Origin of the sequence: Mycobacterium sp. NPDC049093, from assembly GCF_040704635.1 — a bacterium.
In the GTDB taxonomy this organism is placed as follows: domain Bacteria; phylum Actinomycetota; class Actinomycetes; order Mycobacteriales; family Mycobacteriaceae; genus Mycobacterium.
Window position 1 is genome coordinate 200,738 of sequence record NZ_JBEZJS010000007.1, and the last position, 16,575, is coordinate 217,312.

The 16,575-nt window shown below is 65.1% G+C and carries 15 protein-coding genes; 2 read left to right on the plus strand and 13 right to left on the minus strand.

The genetic code is table 11. The annotated features are described in order from the left end of the window. Positions 1-26: 26 nt before the first annotated feature. From AB0876_RS26920 to AB0876_RS26970, 11 genes are all read right to left on the minus strand, one after another. Positions 27-806: a spirocyclase AveC family protein gene (locus AB0876_RS26920; RefSeq protein WP_498883405.1), complete on the minus strand. Its 780-nt coding sequence runs from the start codon at positions 804-806 to the stop codon at positions 27-29. Beyond that, positions 803-940, minus strand: coding sequence for a hypothetical protein (locus tag AB0876_RS26925; RefSeq protein ID WP_499047931.1), 138 nt, complete (start codon positions 938-940; stop codon positions 803-805). The genes AB0876_RS26920 and AB0876_RS26925 overlap by 4 nt, the downstream gene beginning before the upstream one ends. Positions 941-1,007: 67 nt before the next feature. Then, positions 1,008-1,883 carry a mycofactocin-coupled SDR family oxidoreductase gene (locus AB0876_RS26930; RefSeq protein WP_055115896.1) on the minus strand — a complete coding sequence of 292 codons (876 nt, stop codon included), beginning with the start codon at positions 1,881-1,883 and terminating at the stop codon, positions 1,008-1,010. 43 nt (positions 1,884-1,926) lie between these two features. Beyond that, complete coding sequence (locus AB0876_RS26935; RefSeq protein ID WP_064960166.1) at positions 1,927-3,195, minus strand: cytochrome P450; 1,269 nt, start codon at positions 3,193-3,195, stop codon at positions 1,927-1,929. Positions 3,196-3,294: 99 nt separating this feature from the next. Then, complete coding sequence (locus AB0876_RS26940; RefSeq protein ID WP_526043377.1) at positions 3,295-4,515, minus strand: cytochrome P450; 1,221 nt, start codon at positions 4,513-4,515, stop codon at positions 3,295-3,297. Positions 4,516-4,527: 12 nt separating this feature from the next. Then, complete coding sequence (locus AB0876_RS26945) at positions 4,528-6,015, minus strand: aldehyde dehydrogenase family protein (protein ID WP_526043378.1); 1,488 nt, start codon at positions 6,013-6,015, stop codon at positions 4,528-4,530. Continuing rightward, positions 6,008-6,925: an SDR family oxidoreductase gene (locus tag AB0876_RS26950; protein ID WP_526043379.1), complete on the minus strand. Its 918-nt coding sequence runs from the start codon at positions 6,923-6,925 to the stop codon at positions 6,008-6,010. The genes AB0876_RS26945 and AB0876_RS26950 overlap by 8 nt, the downstream gene beginning before the upstream one ends. After that, positions 6,918-8,048, minus strand: coding sequence for a spirocyclase AveC family protein (locus AB0876_RS26955; RefSeq protein ID WP_064960163.1), 1,131 nt, complete (start codon positions 8,046-8,048; stop codon positions 6,918-6,920). Before AB0876_RS26955 ends, AB0876_RS26950 begins: the two co-directional genes overlap by 8 nt. A 1-nt stretch (position 8,049) precedes the next feature. Next, positions 8,050-9,165, minus strand: a complete 1,116-nt coding sequence (locus tag AB0876_RS26960) for an ABC transporter substrate-binding protein (protein ID WP_064886222.1) — start codon at positions 9,163-9,165, stop codon at positions 8,050-8,052. 87 nt (positions 9,166-9,252) lie between these two features. Beyond that, complete coding sequence (locus AB0876_RS26965; protein WP_064886235.1) at positions 9,253-10,101, minus strand: CbbQ/NirQ/NorQ/GpvN family protein; 849 nt, start codon at positions 10,099-10,101, stop codon at positions 9,253-9,255. Positions 10,102-10,237: 136 nt separating this feature from the next. Continuing rightward, the gene (locus AB0876_RS26970; RefSeq protein WP_526043452.1) at positions 10,238-11,881 is read right to left on the minus strand and encodes a nitric oxide reductase activation protein NorD; all 1,644 of its coding nucleotides are present in this window, start codon (positions 11,879-11,881) and stop codon (positions 10,238-10,240) included. 150 nt (positions 11,882-12,031) lie between these two features. Here AB0876_RS26970 and AB0876_RS26975 point away from each other — a divergent pair, with 150 nt between their 5' ends. Beyond that, positions 12,032-12,961 (plus strand): SDR family NAD(P)-dependent oxidoreductase, encoded by a 930-nt coding sequence (locus AB0876_RS26975; protein WP_526043380.1) that lies wholly within the window; start codon positions 12,032-12,034, stop codon positions 12,959-12,961. A 187-nt stretch (positions 12,962-13,148) separates the two neighbouring features. Further along, positions 13,149-14,468 (plus strand): TetR/AcrR family transcriptional regulator, encoded by a 1,320-nt coding sequence (locus tag AB0876_RS26980; RefSeq protein ID WP_064960159.1) that lies wholly within the window; start codon positions 13,149-13,151, stop codon positions 14,466-14,468. 7 nt (positions 14,469-14,475) lie between these two features. Here the strand turns inward: AB0876_RS26980 and AB0876_RS26985 are convergent, their stop codons facing one another. Beyond that, entirely contained in the window at positions 14,476-15,549 is a 1,074-nt protein-coding gene (locus tag AB0876_RS26985; protein WP_526043381.1) for an NAD(P)H-dependent amine dehydrogenase family protein, read from the minus strand. 22 nt (positions 15,550-15,571) lie between these two features. Further along, a complete protein-coding gene (locus AB0876_RS26990; protein ID WP_526043382.1) occupies positions 15,572-16,534 on the minus strand; it encodes an LLM class flavin-dependent oxidoreductase in 963 nt (320 codons plus the stop codon). Positions 16,535-16,575 lie beyond the last annotated feature (41 nt).

A 16,575-nucleotide genomic window follows, 5' to 3' on the forward strand; every position in this document is an offset into this window, starting at 1 on the left:
TTGCGATGGTAGCCCCCTCGGCTCCGCTACCGCGGCTGATTGGGGACCCCGGGGAACAACTGCTCGGTCGGTCCCACGGTCACCCACCCACCAAGTTTGGTGACCAGATGCGGCGCGAAGACCGAGGCGTAAACCGCGTGCCCGACCACGATGACGGCGATCACCGAAACCACTGCTGACTGCACCCGGGTCTTGGAGATCTTGTCGGCCCACATCTCGATGACGTTGCGGCCCTGCTCATCGGTTCGGCCCAGCAGGTAGGTGAACACCATCATCTGCACACCCATGGCGATGGCGTCGTAGATCGGGTACTGGTGCTTGGTCCCCTCCCACAGGCCGAGGCCTTCGATCACGTAGCCGTAGTAGAACAGGCCGAGCCGCGCGCCGATGATCGCGTTGAAGAACAGCGCCCAGCAGAACCCGACGGCGAAGCCAACCAGCAGCAGTGTCTGCGGACGTCGCCAGTGCCACTTCCTGATCGCCCACCGCCCCAGCGCCGCGCCGATGATCGCCGGGAGGACGAAGTACCCCATGTAGCCGACCGGTACCGCCGAGGGCAGCCCGCCCCAGGTCATGTCGAGCGGCCACCAGGACGGCATCCGCGGGAGCGCCGGCGGGAACTGGGCGTACATCGCCCAGTCGTAGGGCGCCTCGATCCAGGAAAACGAGAGTGCCGAGATGCACAGCAGCAGCAATGGGTGCAGTCGGCCGCGGCGCACGCTCAGGTAGATGCCCACGGCAAGAAAACCCAGACCGGTGACGTAGGCGAAGGCCACACCGGCATTGATCAGGAGCTGCACGTTCACGCCTCGACCTCCGTGCCCGGTGTGGGCCGAGGCTCCGGCGGCGTGCGACGCGCCTCCGGATCGAAATACAGCACCAGACCCACGATCAGGACTATCAAGCCAAACAGGGTGCCCAACATGATGATTGCGCCCACTGTCACCTCCTGGGGACACGAGTTTCGCGACTTTTGATAGGGCTTCCTGCACCGCCCCGGGTGAGACCTACTGAGGTCCGTTGGGCCACTTGAGCAGTGAACCCGCATCGACGCGGATGTGCTGGCCGGTGATGTACCGACTGTCGTCGCTGGCGAGGAACACCCCGAGATTGGCCATGTCCTCCGGTTCGATGTACGGAATCGGCATGGCCTGGAACAGGTTGAACAACGGCTCGGCATCTTCGCGGGTGGCTGTCTTGCCTGCGGCTTTGAGATCCGGACGGAACACCCCGTACATGCCCTCGTTCTGCAGCAAGTGGGTGTTGCAGTTGGTCGGATGGATCGCGTTGACCCGAATCATCCTCGACGCCAGGTGAAGACACATCTCATTGACGTACTCGATCACGATCCGCTTGCTCCAACCGTAACCAGCGCCACCCGGGCCCATGTCGGGACTGGTGGTGGTGCCGCGGATCATGCCTGCGGTGGAACCGGTGACGATGATCGACGCACCGTCGGGCAGATGCGGTATCGCCACCGCGACGGTGTTCATCACGCCCAGCAGATCGACGTCGGAGGCATCGACGAAACCCATCGGATCGGGATTGCCCATCGCCATCGGCAGGATGCCCGCATTGGCGACCACGATGTCGATCTTGCCGAGATCGGCGATACCCGCCTCGACCGCGTCGCGCAGCTCGTGGCGCTCGCGGACATCGGCGACCCGCGCGACGACACGTCGGCCGAGTTCCTTGATCGACCGTTCGGTCTCGGCGAGGTCCTCGGGTGTGGCCAGTGGGTAGGGATTGGACGGGATGTCGCGGCAGATGTCGACGGCGACGATGTCGGCACCCTCCCTGGCCATCGCGATTGCATGGGCCCGGCCCTGCCCGCGGGCGGCACCGGTGATGAAAGCGACCTTGCCGTCGAGCTTTCCGGTCATGTGGTGCTCCTTTTCTCTGGCGAGTTTGCGTCTGCTTCAGGTGTCAGTGCAGCGGTGTGAAGGTGATGTGCAGCGTGCTGAGCCCACGCATGATGAAGGTCGGTTCGTAGGTGTAGTTGCGGTTGTCCGCCGCGCCGTGGTGCTCGGTGGAGATCGTGATGTCACCCATCCGGTCGAGGATCCGGTTGAGCGAGATCCGGCCCTCCGCGCGGGCCAACGGGGCACCCGGGCAGGAGTGGACACCGCGGATGAATGCGATCTGTTCGCGTACGTTGGCACGGTCGGTTCGGAAGATGTTGGGTTCGGGGAACTTCCGTTCGTCGCGGTTGCACGCTCCGGGAAGCACCATGACGGTGGTCCCAGCGGGAACCTCGACATCACCGATGCTGGTGGTCTTGCCGGCCATCCGGAAGTGCGATTTGACCGGGCTTTCCAAGCGCAGTGTCTCCTCGAGGAATGCTGGGATCTTGCTGCGGTCCCCGCGCAGCAACCTCTCGAATCCCGGGTTGTCACCGATGAACCGGACCGCCGAGCTCACCAGCTTGGTGGTCGTCTCCGTTCCCGCGGCGAACAGGAACGTCGACAGGTTCATCACGTCCTCGATCTCGGGCGTCGAACCGTCCTCATATTTGGCCTGCGCCAGCCCGGTCAGAACGTCGTCGCGTGGCGTGCGCCTGCGATCCTCTATGTAGGCGTAGAACTTCTCGTTGAGCCACTGCAGGGGGTTGTGCGTCGTCGGTGCCTCCTTGCCGAGTTCACCGACCGTCTCCAGCGCGAACGCGGCCTTGAATTCCTCGTGATCGTCGGCCGGGACACCCAGCAGATCGGCGATCACCAGCAGCGAGAACGGTTTTGCGTAGTCGGCCAGGAATTCGCAGCCGCCCTTGTCGATGAAGGTGTCGAGCTGCTCATCGGCCAGTCGCCACATGAACTCCTCGTTCTCCTTGAGGCGCTTCGGCGTGATCAGCTTGTTCATCAGCCCGCGGGTGCGGGTGTGCACCGGCGGATCCTGTGAGGTGATGTGCTCGGCCATCGGAACCGCGGCGCGGTGCTGCTCGATCAGGTCGGTGACATCGTCACTGTCCCCCGGCCCGAACGGCATCCCCGAGAACGGGCCCGCGACCGACACACAGGATGAGAACGCCGGGTCCCGGTAGACGGCCAACGCCTCGTCGTAGCCTGTCACTGCCAGGACGTTGAACGGGGTCGCCTGGGCGACAGGGCACTTCGACCGCAGGTGGTCGAAGTAGGGGTACGGGTCGGGCACCAGTGACTCGTCGGTGAAGAAGTCCACCGTCTCGAAGTCGGTCATCTCAGCCTCTCCTCGGGTCACTTTTCCTAGCGCGAGCAGACGCATACGTACCCCGAATCGCGGTGTGTCGGGTACATATGTGTCTGCTCGCCGGGGTGGTCATCGGGCGGCCGCATCGAACAGCACTGGTAGCGCGGTCGGCGACCGGAAGACCTGACCGCGGATGTGCGGATCGTCCCCGTCCGGGTCCAGCCGCAGATTGGGCAGTCGATCCAGCAGAAGGTTGATGCCGGTGCGCATTTCCAGCCGTGCCAGGTGCATGCCCAGACACACGTGGACACCGTGACCCCAGCCGAGGTTTCCTTTGGCGGTGCGGAAGATGTCGAACTCGTCGGGATTCTCCCACCGATCGTCCTGCCGATTCGCCGAGCCGAGCATCGGCATCACCGAACAACCTTCGGGGATGTGCACCCCGCCGAGCTCGGTGTCGCAGGTGGTGGTCCGGGTGATGGTCAACAGCGGAGGATTCCAGCGCACCGCCTCCTCGATGGCCTGTGGCAGCAGTGATCTGTCGGCCCGGATCGCGTCCAGCTGCGTCGGGTCCGAGAGCAACCCGAACAGCAGATTGCCCAGCGACCGGTACGTCGTCTCCACTCCGGCCGGCAACAGCAACCGCAGAAAGGAGAAGATCTCTTCATCGGTGAGCTTCTCGCCGTCGATCTCGGCCTCGGCGAGAAGGCTGATCATGTCGTCCTTCGGCTCGGCCCGACGGGCTTGCAGGATCGGAGCAAAGTACTCGCACAGCGCGGCTGAAGCCGCCAGACCGCGCTCGGGATTCAGGATCCAACTCAGCAGCGAGATGGACCAACGCTGGAACTGGGGATAGTCCGCTTCCGGCAATCCCAACAATCCCGCGATGATCCGGCTCGGATAGTCGAAGGTGAATTCCTTAACCAGGTCGGCCCTGCCCTTGTCCGCGAACTTGTCGATGAGTTCGTTGCCGACCCGGCCGACCAACTCGTCTTCCCAACGCGTCAAGGCCTTCTGCGAGAACGCCTTCGATACCAGCGAACGCAGCCGGCCGTGCACCGGTTCATCCATGCCCAGCATCACGCGCTCGCCGAGCACCGGACCGAACGCTGCGATGACACCCGACGACGAGAACGTCAAGTTGTCGCGCAGCATCTGCTGGGCGTCCTCGTAGCGATACACGATGAACACGGGCTTACCCGCTTCTCCCGGCATCGCGGACATGTCGATCCGCTGGATCGGTTCCTCGCGGCGAAGCCTGGCGAGCTCCGGGAATGGATCCCGGACATCTCCCGAGACGGCGTCGTCGAACGAGCCGAAGTCCTCCAGGTCGTCAAATAGCTGCGACAAAGCTGTCTCCTCCTAGCCGGCCGGGTAGGCGACGGACTTGATCTCGGTGTACTGCTCGAATCCGGCGATGCCGTTCTGGCGTCCGACTCCGCTGTTCTTGTAACCGCCGAACGGGGTGTCCGCGCCGTAACCTGCGGTGCCGTTGAGCCCGATGAACCCGGCGCGCAGCCGGCGCGCGACGGCAAGCGACCGCTCCAGCGAGCCCGACATGACGTTGCCTGCGAGCCCGTACGGGCTGTCGTTGGCGATCCGGACGGCGTCATCCTCGTCCTCGTACGGGATGACGACGAGAACCGGTCCGAAGATCTCCTCCTGCGCGATGGTCATCGAGTTGTCGACATCGGTGAAAAGGGTTGGGCTGACCCAGAAACCCTTTGCATACAGACCGAGAGCCGTCGGCGCCTGCGTACTGCCGACGAGCATCGTGGCACCTTCGTCGACGCCCTTCGCGATGTAGCCCAGGATGCGGGCTTGCTGTTTGGCTGAAATGACCGGGCCGCAGAGGGTTCCGGGATCCTGCGGATCGCCTGGGGTGATGTTCTCGTAGATCGCCTTCAGGATCGCCACGCCTTCGTCGTAACGGGAGCGCGGCAACAGCATTCGGGTGGGAGCTGCGCAGCCCTGCCCGGCGTGCAGCAACGGGCCGATACCGATCAAACATGCGGAGTTGAACGCTGTGTCATCCAAATCTTCCAGCACGATCGTCGCCGACTTGCCACCCAGTTCGAGGAACAGCCGCTTCATCGTCGCGGCACCTTTTTCCATGATTCGCCTACCCACGGCCGTGGAGCCGGTGAACGAGATCATGTCGACCTTGGGTGACAGGGTGAGTTCTTCGCCGACGAGGTGGTCCGATGCCGTCACGACATTCACCACACCCGCTGGGATGTCGGTGTTCTCGGCGATGAGCCGGCCGAGCCGCGTGGCATTGAACGGTGTGTCGGGCGCAGGCTTGAGCACCACGGTGTTACCCGTCGCCAGGGCCTGCCCCAGCTTGTTGACGGCGACCTCGAACGGGAAGTTCCACGGCACGATGGCACCGACCACGCCGACCGGCTCACGCCACACCTTGCGGGTGGTGTTCACCCCGGTGACGGAGACGACGGTATCGCCGAGATCGGTTTCCCACGGAAAGGTGTCGATCAGTCGGGCCGGGTATTTGAGCCCGTCGGCGAACGGAGCGTCGAGTTGGGGGCCGTGGGTCACGGCGCGCGGCGCACCGACTTCGGCGATGAGTTCCTCGCGCAGCGACTCCAGTTCGCCCTGGATCGCCTCGTGCAATTGTTCAAGGCACCGCTTGCGGAGTTGATGGTCGGTCGACCAGTCGGTCTCGTCGAACGACCGGCGGGCCGCGTCGATGGCCCGGTTCATGTCGGCCTTCGACGCGTCTGAAACCTCGCCGAGCACATCTTCATTCGCCGGGTTGATGTTGGCGAAGGCTCCTGACTCGCCCTCGACGAGCTTGCCGTCGATCAACATCCTCGCTTCGAAGTCAGTCATGGCCTGCACCCTCCCCTCGTAACGCGCCGAACCGTGGGATGCCCATCATCAGCCGGGTCACCTGGTGCAAACCCGCCGCGGGAAGCAAGCGGTTGGCGATCAACAACATTCGTGCGTCCGGGCCGACGGCGGTCTTGACGAAGGGTTTCGGACTCTCGAGGGCCTTGGCCAGACCCGCGGCGAATTTCTCGGGGGGCCGGGCCGCGCGCTTCATCATGGCCCGCCCCCGCTTGTCCATCGTGCGGTGGTGGCGGGCATAGGGCCCGTCGAGGTCACGGACGTCTGTCGTGCCCGCGTCGGTGATGATCTCCGTGTCGTAGGTACCGGTGACCAGAATGGTGACGCCGATCCCGAACGGCCCGACTTCACCGGCCATCGACTCCCCCCACCGTTCCAGCGCTCCCTTGACTGCCGAATATGGTGCGGTGGCCGGCATTCCACGAACCCCGGCAGCGCTGGAGATCAGCACGATGCGGCCCCGTCCGGCGTCTCGCATCGACGGCAGCAGCGCCTTGGTGAGCGCCACCGGGCCGAAGACGTTGGTCTCGAACATGCGCTCCCACAGATCCGGTGGCGTCTCCTCGACCATTCCGGCCGCGGAGATCCCGGCGTTGTGAACCACCGCATGTGGTGCCCCGAGGGTTTCGGTGACGCCCTTGGCCGCCGCGGCGATCGAAGCGGCGTCGGTGAGGTCGAGCTGGATGCCGATCAGCCGGTCGTCGTCGTTCCCTGCCCCGGTTGCTTCCCGCAGCAGTGTCATTCCGCGGTCCGGCGTGCGCATCGCAGCCACCACGCGCCACCCCTCGCGATAAAGGTGCGTGGCCGAAGCGAAGCCGAGCCCACGGGACGCACCTGTGATCAGGACCGTTCTATGCTCTTCGCGCAAGCGCTCATCGGTCCGCTCAGTCATGCTGGTTCCCCGTTGCGCACCGATCGCTCTTCGAACCCAGCTCGACGTCGAGGTTGCGGGACGGTCCCTGCTGCCAGGTGGACCACTTGCCCACCGAGTACGGCCCCTCGGCACCGTTCGCCCGGTAGTAGCCCTGGGGGTCATAGATCTTGGCCTCGGGATATGGCCACGGGCAGGCGACCGAGGTGGCGAGCCCGCTGGCCTTGATCGCCCAGAACCAGCCACCGTAGGCGAAGTACGAGACGTTGATGATCGCGAACATCACCAGGAACGTGCCGAGTACGGGCTTCGTCGGGAAGAGCCTCGCCTTCGCAGCGAGCTTCTCGGCCACCGACTTTCCCGTGTCGTCGCGATAAACGAGGATGGCCGCCGGGATCATCACGAACGTCACCGAGAGCGATTCCCAGATGAGTGGGAACTGAAAGGTGCTGCCGGGGAACAACGTTCCGAACGGAATCGCCTGCGAGTAGATGTAGAGTCCGGTCCGCACCAGGCTGACTTCCAGTATGGCGTCGAAGATGAACCCGATCACCAGCACCAGGGCGCCCAGGCTGACCAGCGGGTGTCGGGTAACGAACGCTTCAGGGCCGCGCTTGGCCTGCAGCTTGCGAAGAATCCAGATCGCCGGGAAGTACGGTCCGAAGTAGAACAATACGTAGCCGAACACGATGAACGGTTCCACCGTCGGCGACATCATGATCAGGTACCAGTTCTCTGGCCAGTGCAGCAGCATCGGGTTGTACACCGCGTACGGCGACCAGTTCATGATCGGGTCCTGCCAGACGATCAGCGTCGTGCACAGGACCATCAGCAGTACCGGACTGCCGGGGTTTTTCCGCCAGCCGACAATGAACATGACGGTGAACGCCACGACGATGATCACGGCACCCACCTGCGGGATGATCTGCCAGTGGTCGAACGCGGTCAGGAACGCGACGGGACGTGGCCGCCCCTCGACGTTCGGGTTGGCCACCCGCGGGTCGACGTCCGTCCGCCCGACCGCGACGAACAGGCCGAGAAAGCCGAGCCAGGCGAGCAGCGCCACGACCCGGCCCCAGTTCGGCCCTTTGCGCGGCGGCGGCTTGACCTGTGTGTCAGGCGGTAGGGATTCCCTGGTAGTCATGTCATTCCGCCCCGAACCGGTCGACGAGGTGCGAGTTGATGCCGTCGGCATCGAGGGTCCGCGCGACCAGATATCCCGGCCCCATCCATGCGCGTCGCGTCCACTTCCCCAGGGACACCCGGGTTCCCGGCGCGCCGGACGCCGCGGGCATCATCTTCACGCGCTCGAGCGCTTCTTTGACCCCGCGCGGGCTCAACGGATGCGCGTCGGTGAAGGCTCGCACCAGCGTGGCCGCCACGTCGTGGTTGACCACCGAAACGCAGTACTCGGGGCGACTCCCGTTGTACCGCTTCGCATACCGGTCCAGCCAGGCCTGCCCGACGGCATTTCCCTCGTCGTACTGATCGACCCCGACCCAACCCAGAAGCGCGTTCCACATGATCGGATTGACCCACGCGTTCTGGAACGCGGTGGTGGTGAAGCGCGGGGGGTCCCAGTTGACGGCCTCAAGTGCGGGATTGATGAAGACAATGCCAAAACCGAAACCGAGGTGCACGATCGCCTCTGCCTTCGCCTCGTGCAGCGTGCTCACCGCGGCGTTGATGTCCTGGGCGGTCTGCGCGATCGCGGCTTCGGCGACAATCCGAATACCCTTGCGGGCACATGCAGTTCGTAGATTCTTCAGATAGCTGTCACCGATGAGGTTCTGCTCCACCAGGACGCCGATCTCGGTCAGGCCCCGCTTCGAGATCAGATCCGCCAGGAAGATGGGTTCGTCGGTCATCGATCCCTGGGGGAAGGCGAACGTCCACTCGCCGAGCCAGTCGTCGGTCCCGGTAACGCTGATTGCGGGCACCTTGAAGCGCTCCTCGATCGCTTCCCGCAGTGGTACGCAGTTGTCGGTGATGTTCGGCCCGAACACCACCAGGCAACCCTCGTCGACAAGCTCACCGAAGGCGTCGATCACTGCCTTGACCGATCCCTTCGGCAGCCCTTCCACCTCGCGGTAGATCATCTGCACCGGGCGATCCATCAGGCCCTGCTCAACTGCCTCCTCGAACACCAGCTCAAACGTCTGGGTGAACGAGGCCATCAGTTCTTCCGGGAAACCCGGCGGCAAGGTGAAATCCATCAAATAGCCGACTTTGATGGGCTGCGCAGTGCTCTCGTACGACATCTGACCTCCATGTTTCGGCACTCATCGCGAGGGCGCCGTGGGCAGACCTAATATTTGTTCAGACACTAATGGCGGCCGGACCCACCGTCAATCACCCGATGCGGATCCGCCCAGGTAGACGTCGATCAACTCGTGCAGACCGCGACCTACCGCAACGTCATCGGTGAGCGGTCCCGCGATCGCCACCCTTGCCGCTACCGCGACCGGCAGGCCTTCGGCGATGAGTCGTCCCGCCGCGATCAACACGCGGGTCGATGCGACCTCACGCAGGCCGCCGGTCTCCAGGCGCCGGATCGCCTGGCCGAACCGCACCAACTCGACAGCCGTGGCATGATCCACGCCCGCTTCGTGGGCGATGATCCCCTCTTCGACATCGGGATCCGGAAAACCGAACTCGATGGCCACCATCCGCTGACGCGTCGAGTCCTTCAGGTCTTTGAGCACACTCTGGTAGCCCGGATTGTAGGACATGACCAGACCGAATCCCGGTGCCGCATCGAGCGTGATGCCGAGCCGTTCGATGGGCAACTGGCGCCGGTAGTCGGACAGTGGGTGCAGCACCACCGTGGTGTCCTGCCGAGCTTCGACTACCTCGTCCAGGTAGCAGATCGCACCTTCCCGCACAGCGCGGGTCAGCGGCCCGTCCACCCACACCGTCTCGTCGCCGCGTAGCAGATACCGACCCACAAGGTCGGCGGTGGTGAGGTCGTCGTGACAGGAGACGGTGATCAGCGGGCGCCCGAGATCGTGAGCCATCGCCTCGACGAAGCGCGTCTTACCGCACCCCGTCGGCCCCTTCAAGACTAGCGAAAGGCCCTGGCGGTACGCCGCCTTGAACACTATCTCCTCGTTGCCGACCGGTCGGTAATAGGGACGTGCACTCAGGGCCTGCGAACTGGCGCCGTTCTGGTGAGCGAGCCCGGACTCGTTGGCCATCAACACACCTTTCGTCGTAGCCGCGACGCTGCGGTACGGAAGTGAGCCTATCGTGGAACAGATGTTTGTTTCAACCATTCTTCACAACGCGCCTGCTCATATCGGATCAGACCCAATGACATTCTGGGACTTGACATTACGACACTCGGCGACGAACCTCACCGGAACGAATCGCGGAGCGGAACACCGGCCCGATCACGCCGGCGAGCTGATCGGGACTGGCGATGGTGGCGTGAGCGGCACTCCCGAACACCCGACGCAACGACTCCACGTCGGTGCTGGCGCCGATGGTCAGACACACGCAACCCGTCCCCCGACGCCGAGCCTCGGTCAAGGCGCGTCGGGCGTCGGCAGCACCGTAGGCGCGCTCGTAACCATGGTCGTAGGCCAGTCCGTCGGACAGCACGACCAGTAGCCGCCGCGAGGTGCCACCACGCTCCTCCAAGACCGCCGAGCCGTGCCGGATCGCCGCTCCGAGACGCGAATACGCGCCCGGCTCAAGGCTGTTCAGTCGCCGGAACACCTGTGCATCCAGGTGGTCGTCGAACCGTTTCACCGGAACCATCGTCACCGCCGACCGACCCTGGGAGTAGTAGGCGTACAGCGACACCCGGTCACCCAGGTCGTGAAGCGCCACCATCAGATGGGCCACTGCCGTCCGCTGTTGCTGATGCACCGTGCGCCCGACGGTGCCCGGCTCAGCGGCCGAACCGGAGATGTCCAACAGCAAAAGCACCGACAGGTCCCGCCGGCGACGCAGACTGTCCAGGTAGACGGCCTCGTCGGGCACCGATCCGGCCCGAACTTCGACCCGGGCCTCCAGCGCGGCGTCGATGTCGATGTCGTCGCCCTGCGGTTGCCGATGACGCCGATGCAGTCCCATGCCAAGACGCGCCAGGGGGCGCCGCACGCTGATCGCGTCCTCGATCTGCTGGGTCGCGTGCGGCTTGATCTGCGGGTCAGCCTCGCGGACGGTGCACCAGTCGAGTCGATAGACGCGGCGTTCGGCGTTCCATTCCGGATACTTCACCCCGTCGGTCTTGACGTCGACGATTTCCTCCGACGACACCGTGGCGAGCGAGGAGACCGCGTGCACCCCACGTTTCGTCGAGTTGGTTCGATGTGTCGGCGAATCGGCACCCGGCGGCCCCCCACTGCTGCCACCTGTCTTGCGGGACGACGACAAGAGCTTCTTGAGCCATTTTCCAATGGCTCCACCCCCGCCGACCGGGCTGGAGAACAGATCGGGGTCATCAGAGTCGTCGACGTCGTCTTCATCGAGTTCCTCGAGCTCCTGCTTCTCATCGCGCCGCGGCACATGTGCCACCGACCGCTCATCTACAGGCTTGGCCGCTGCGCACGCCGCCAGGACCTTCCTGGCCTGGATCGCACCGAATCCCGTCGGCGGATCGGGTAACGCACCCTTGCCGCTCGCCATCACCAGGGACGCTGCGGGTGAATCGCTGCCCTCGCAGACCCTCGGGTCCGCGAGGGCGCCAAGGAAATTCGGCAGGAGTGCGCGGTTGACCAACAGCGCGCGGTGTCCCTCGACGGCCAGATAGCGGCCGGCCAACCGCCGATGACGGACCAGGGCTCCGAGCACATCAGGGTCCAGGCTGCCTGCCGCGATCAGTGATGCCTGCACGGCCACCGATTCGAGCTGCGTACGCGGGGACGCCGACGGATCGACGAACACGGTCTTGCCATCGGTCCACGGCACGGCCCCCGGGGCGGCCGCCGTCACCGCAACCGGACGAGCTGCGAGGGCGGACGCCAGCATGCCCAGCCCGGCGAACCGGCCGTCGTCGTCACCGCCACCGGGCACTTTCCACCTCCGCACCCCGTTGACCAAATATCTGTTCCACCGTAGAGTTCGGGCCGACCGGAGTCAATCAACCGACCCGGAACATCAACTGGCAAGGGCTACAAAGTGATCGACTTCGACGACCAGGTCGCCGTGGTGACCGGTGCCGGCCGCGGCCTCGGCCGGATATACGCTCTCGAGCTGGCACGGCACGGCGCCGCAGTGGTGGTCAACGATCTGGGCGGGTCCATGTCTGGCGACGGTTCGGACGTCGCGGTGGCCGATCAGGTTGTCGACGAAATCGTCGGCTCCGGCGGTACCGCGGTGGCGTCCTACGATTCGGTCGACAGCCCCGAAGGTGGCGAGGCGATCGTGCGCACCGCCGTCGAACAGTTCGGTCGGCTCGACGTAGTGATCAGCAACGCGGGCATCTTCAACAGCGTCCCGTTCGACGAGCTCTCCCCCGAAGACTGGCGTCGCATGCTGCGAGTGCACCTCGACGGCGGCTTCTACCTGTCCCAGCCTGCGTTCCGGGTCATGAAGAACCAGGGCTACGGCCGGTTCGTGTTCATCGCCTCGTCGGCAGGGATGTTCGGCCAGCACCTCGAAGCCCATTACGCTGCAGCCAAGGCCGGCCTGGTCGGCCTCGCCAATGTGATCGCGCTCGAGGGCGCACCGCACGGAATCCTGGCCAACACCGTACTGCCGTTCGGCATCTCGAGGATGGTCACCGAGACCCTCGGCGATCCGAAAGCGCTTGAGGGCAACGGCTTCTTCAAGGCGATCCGGCCTGAGCTGGTGGCACCCTTGGTGGTGTACCTGGCCAGCCGTGACTGCGAGTTCAGCCATCAGAACTTCTCTGCCTGCGCCGGACGGTTCGCCCGGGTGTTCGTCGGGCTGGGTGAGGGCTGGCTGGCACCCACCGGCAGCAACCCGACCGCCGACGATGTCGCCGCTCATCTGCCGGAAGTGGCTGCGACAGAGCCGTTCACAGTGCCGGGGTCGATCTACGACGAGGTATTCGCGGTTACCGAGCGGCTCGGCGTCACCGGGTGAGTCCGGCGACAGCGTTGCCGTCGGCACGTTCGGCGCAAGGCCCGGAACCCGGCCGTGCAGGGCCTACCGGCGTCTTTGGCTTCACGGGATCCCCGGCGCACCAGCGCTGTTCTGGTAGCCTCTAACCAAATATTGGGTCGGAAACCCAAATCGTATGACGGGAGCCAGCAATCATCGTGGAGCCGCTGTGGGCCGTCCCCAGGTAACCCCTGGGGAGCGCAAGACGCTCAAGCGCACCCCAGGTCGCGCAACCGAACCCGGCACCGTAGCGGAGGATCGTACGCGCCGGACCGAGATCCTCGAGACCGCCGCCACGTTGATCGCCACGTCGGGCCTGCGCACATCGCTGCAGGAGATCGCGGACGCGGCAGGCATTCTGCCGGGCAGCCTGTACCACCATTTCGAATCCAAAGAAGCCATCCTGGTGGAATTGCTCGAGCGGTATCACGAAGACCTCGACCGCATCGCCGAGCACGCCCAGCGCCGGTTGGACGGCCCCGATCCGGCATCGCCGTTCGACCGGATCGCCGAGCTCGGCTCGGATATCGCGCGATGCGCCGTCGCACACCGTGCCGCTCTTCAGATGTCGTTCTACGAGAGCCCGAGTTCCAACCCCGACCTCGTCGCGCTGGCACAGCGCCGCCCGACGGCGACGCTGGATGCCATGCAGCAGACGCTGCGAGCCGCCCGATGGGCCGGCTACCTGCGCTCGGATATCGATCTGGCCGTTCTGGCCGACCGGATCTGCCAGACCATGCTGCAGGTCGGCCTCGACGTCATGCGCCACAACGCCGCACCGGAGAAGGTCGCCACCCTGCTGTGCCGGATTCTGCTGGAAGGCTTGGCCACCGGCCGGCCCACCGACACCGAACTCGACAGGTCCGTCCCGTTCATCGCGGCCGACGCCGTGGTGCGGACCTGGATCGAGGAGGCCGCCTCCGAGGCCGATGACAAGACCGCCCATATCCGCGCGGTAGCGCGGGCGGAGTTCGGCCGGCGGGGCTATGAGGGCACGACCGTGCGCGACATCGCCTCCGCGGCAGGCATGGGTACCGGCACCGTGTACCGGCTGATCGGGTCGAAGGACGAACTGCTGGCGGCGATCATGCAGTCCTTCGGGGAGAAGATCGCCGTGGGCTGGACCGAAGTCCTCGGATCCGAGGGCACCACGATCGAAAAGCTCGACGCGCTGAGCTGGATCCACACCAACGCGCTGGACCAGTTCGGAGACGAGTTCAGGATCCAGCTCGCATGGATGCGCCAGTCCCCGCCGGACACCCCCAACCCCGGCTGGTTGTTCACGCAGCGCGTCAAACAGGTCAAGTCACTTCTCGCCGCAGGGATCAGGGCCGGCGAGATCAGCATCGACAGTCCGTCGAACGAGATGCTGGCCCGGTCCGTGATCTGTGTGGGCTGGATCCCCGAGAACATCCTGCGGCAGTTGGGTACCCGGGCGGCGCAGATCCATGTGCGCGATACGAGCCTGCGCGGTGTCGTCGCGCGCTGACTGTGGGCTAGTCGAAGGCGTGTCGCGGCAACGTATTCGGTATGTCGAGTGAGCTCAACAATCCTGCGGGTGCGTCGACGACGTAGGGAATCGCATTGACCACCCGCATCGCGGTGGCCGCCATTGCCGCCTGCCCGGCACCGTGTCCCTCGGCCTCCCCCAGGTTCATCACGCAGTGGATGTCGGGATCTCCCTCGATGTCCACCCGGTAGGTGGCGTCGAATTCTGATGCCGGCCAATCGGGTGCAACGTCGCGCGACATCCGGATGATGTGCTCGATCACGATGGCCTCCCGGCCGTTCACCATGCCGACAGCGCGTGTGCATACTGCACCACAGGTTCCCGCCGGGATAGTGCCGAAAGCGACCTCGATGTCACGCTCGGTGATCTGGCGATCCAGCGAGCCGCGAATCTCGGACACCTCCGCCCCGAACGCATCGGCCATCAGATAGATCGGCGCCTTCCAGGCCATCTCGATGAAGCCGGGGGTCTTCAGCATCGGTTCGAAATCCAGTGGACGCCCGAAACCCATTCCGTCCATCATCACGTCGGCCACCGGATAGTGGTCGTTGAGGGACACCTCGGCCACCGTGACGCGGTCGATCTTCTTCGACTGGGTTGCCAGCATGAGTGCCAGTTCGTCCGAGGCGAACCCGGGAAATACGCCCGACGCATAGAACGACGAGTTCCCGGCCTTGGCCGCGGCTTCCAGCTGATCTCGCCATTCTGCGGAGTAGTACGCCGGCGGGTACACCAGTGCCGTCGAAGTCGTTGACACTACGTTGATTCCGGCGTTCAGCAGTCGCAGATAGTCCGGCACCGCGCCGGCGTCGCGGTCCGGGCCGCTCGCCGCGTACACCACGCAGTCGGGAGACAACGCGATCAGCGCATCGGCATCGCCGGTGGCGGTGACCCCGAGCGGCGCCCGTCCGGCCAGCTCACCCGCGTCCCGGCCGACCTTCGCCGCCGAGTGCACCCAGACGCCGACCAGTTCGAGATCCGGGCGCTGGGCGACTGCGTCGATCGCGATCGACCCGACACCGCCGGTTGCCCAGACGACGGTCCGCAAGGGTGTCGGCATTCTCGACTCCTTCGTAGTCGGGTCATGTGGATTGGGCGGCCGCGGCTGCCCGCTCGAGGTACGGCCAGGCGACATCCGGCGGCAGCCCGCCGCACAGCGGCAGCAGCGGCAGTGACCTGCCGTCCCGGAGGTAGCCAGCGGCCTCGTCGATGGTCAGGATTCGATACGGCCCGTCGGCTTGCCGCAGCGCCGCCACATCGTCGGCTCGGGAGATGCTGGCGACCGTATCGTCACCGTGTCGGTAGGACGCCGCGGTGCGTGCATCATGAAGAAGGTAGGGACCCAACTCATCCCACGCCCGGTCCGGGTCGTCGGCCACGAATATCGCGGTGGGCGTATTCGGTACCGGGAACTGGATCACGCCGGGTTCGTGGCCGTTGGCTCGACATTCGGCCTCGTAGAACTCCTTGAGCCCGGGGGTGGCCGTCTGCGAGATGAACCCGAGGCCGTGCCGTGCCGCGCGTCGCGCTGCGACCCGGCTACCGCCCGCGATCAGAAGGTACGGTCCGGACGGACTTGCGCACATGGGCGTCACCGTGATGCATCGGCCGTCGTAATCGACGGTCTCCCCCGCCAGCAGTCGTAGCAGCAGCGCCAGCTTCTCGTCGGCCAGCTTGCCGCGAATGCTCATGTCCACGCCGAAATGCTCGTATTCCTCGGTACGGTGTCCGATCCCAAACGCACAGGAGACCCGACCCCGGCTGATGATGTCCAGCGCACAAATCTCCTCGGCGAGGCGCACCGGATCCCAGAACGGAATCGGTACGGCGGCAAGCAGAATCGCCAGACTGCTGGTGCGGGCCGCGATCGCCGAGGCGAGGATATGCGGCGCCGCCAGATGCCCGTCGGCGGTGCCGTGATGCTCTGACAGCACCGCCATCACCGCGCCGCGGGTTTCGGCCCAGGCGCACATGTCGATCGCGGCGCCGTAGAGCTCGGTCGCCGGAGTATGTGGAGCACGCATATCGAAGCGCAGCGTGAACATCACGCCGACTGTAACCTAAGTTTTGTTCCGCGTCACTGGTG

Excerpts from the sequence above, each read along its gene's own strand:
- AB0876_RS26930 (WP_055115896.1), bottom strand. The coding sequence starts at position 1,883 with ATGACCGGAAAGCTCGACGGCAAGGTCGCTTTCATCACCGGTGCCGCC.
- AB0876_RS26935 (WP_064960166.1), bottom strand. The coding sequence starts at position 3,195 with ATGACCGACTTCGAGACGGTGGACTTCTTCACCGACGAGTCACTGGTG.
- AB0876_RS26970 (WP_526043452.1), bottom strand. The coding sequence starts at position 11,881 with ATGCTGGCGTCCGCCCTCGCAGCTCGTCCGGTTGCGGTGACGGCGGCC.
- AB0876_RS26965 (WP_064886235.1), bottom strand. The coding sequence starts at position 10,101 with ATGGCCAACGAGTCCGGGCTCGCTCACCAGAACGGCGCCAGTTCGCAG.
- AB0876_RS26960 (WP_064886222.1), bottom strand. The coding sequence starts at position 9,165 with ATGTCGTACGAGAGCACTGCGCAGCCCATCAAAGTCGGCTATTTGATG.
- AB0876_RS26990 (WP_526043382.1), bottom strand. The coding sequence starts at position 16,534 with ATGTTCACGCTGCGCTTCGATATGCGTGCTCCACATACTCCGGCGACC.
- AB0876_RS26985 (WP_526043381.1), bottom strand. The coding sequence starts at position 15,549 with ATGCCGACACCCTTGCGGACCGTCGTCTGGGCAACCGGCGGTGTCGGG.
- AB0876_RS26945 (WP_526043378.1), bottom strand. The coding sequence starts at position 6,015 with ATGACTGACTTCGAAGCGAGGATGTTGATCGACGGCAAGCTCGTCGAG.
- AB0876_RS26955 (WP_064960163.1), bottom strand. The coding sequence starts at position 8,048 with ATGACTACCAGGGAATCCCTACCGCCTGACACACAGGTCAAGCCGCCG.
- AB0876_RS26950 (WP_526043379.1), bottom strand. The coding sequence starts at position 6,925 with ATGACTGAGCGGACCGATGAGCGCTTGCGCGAAGAGCATAGAACGGTC.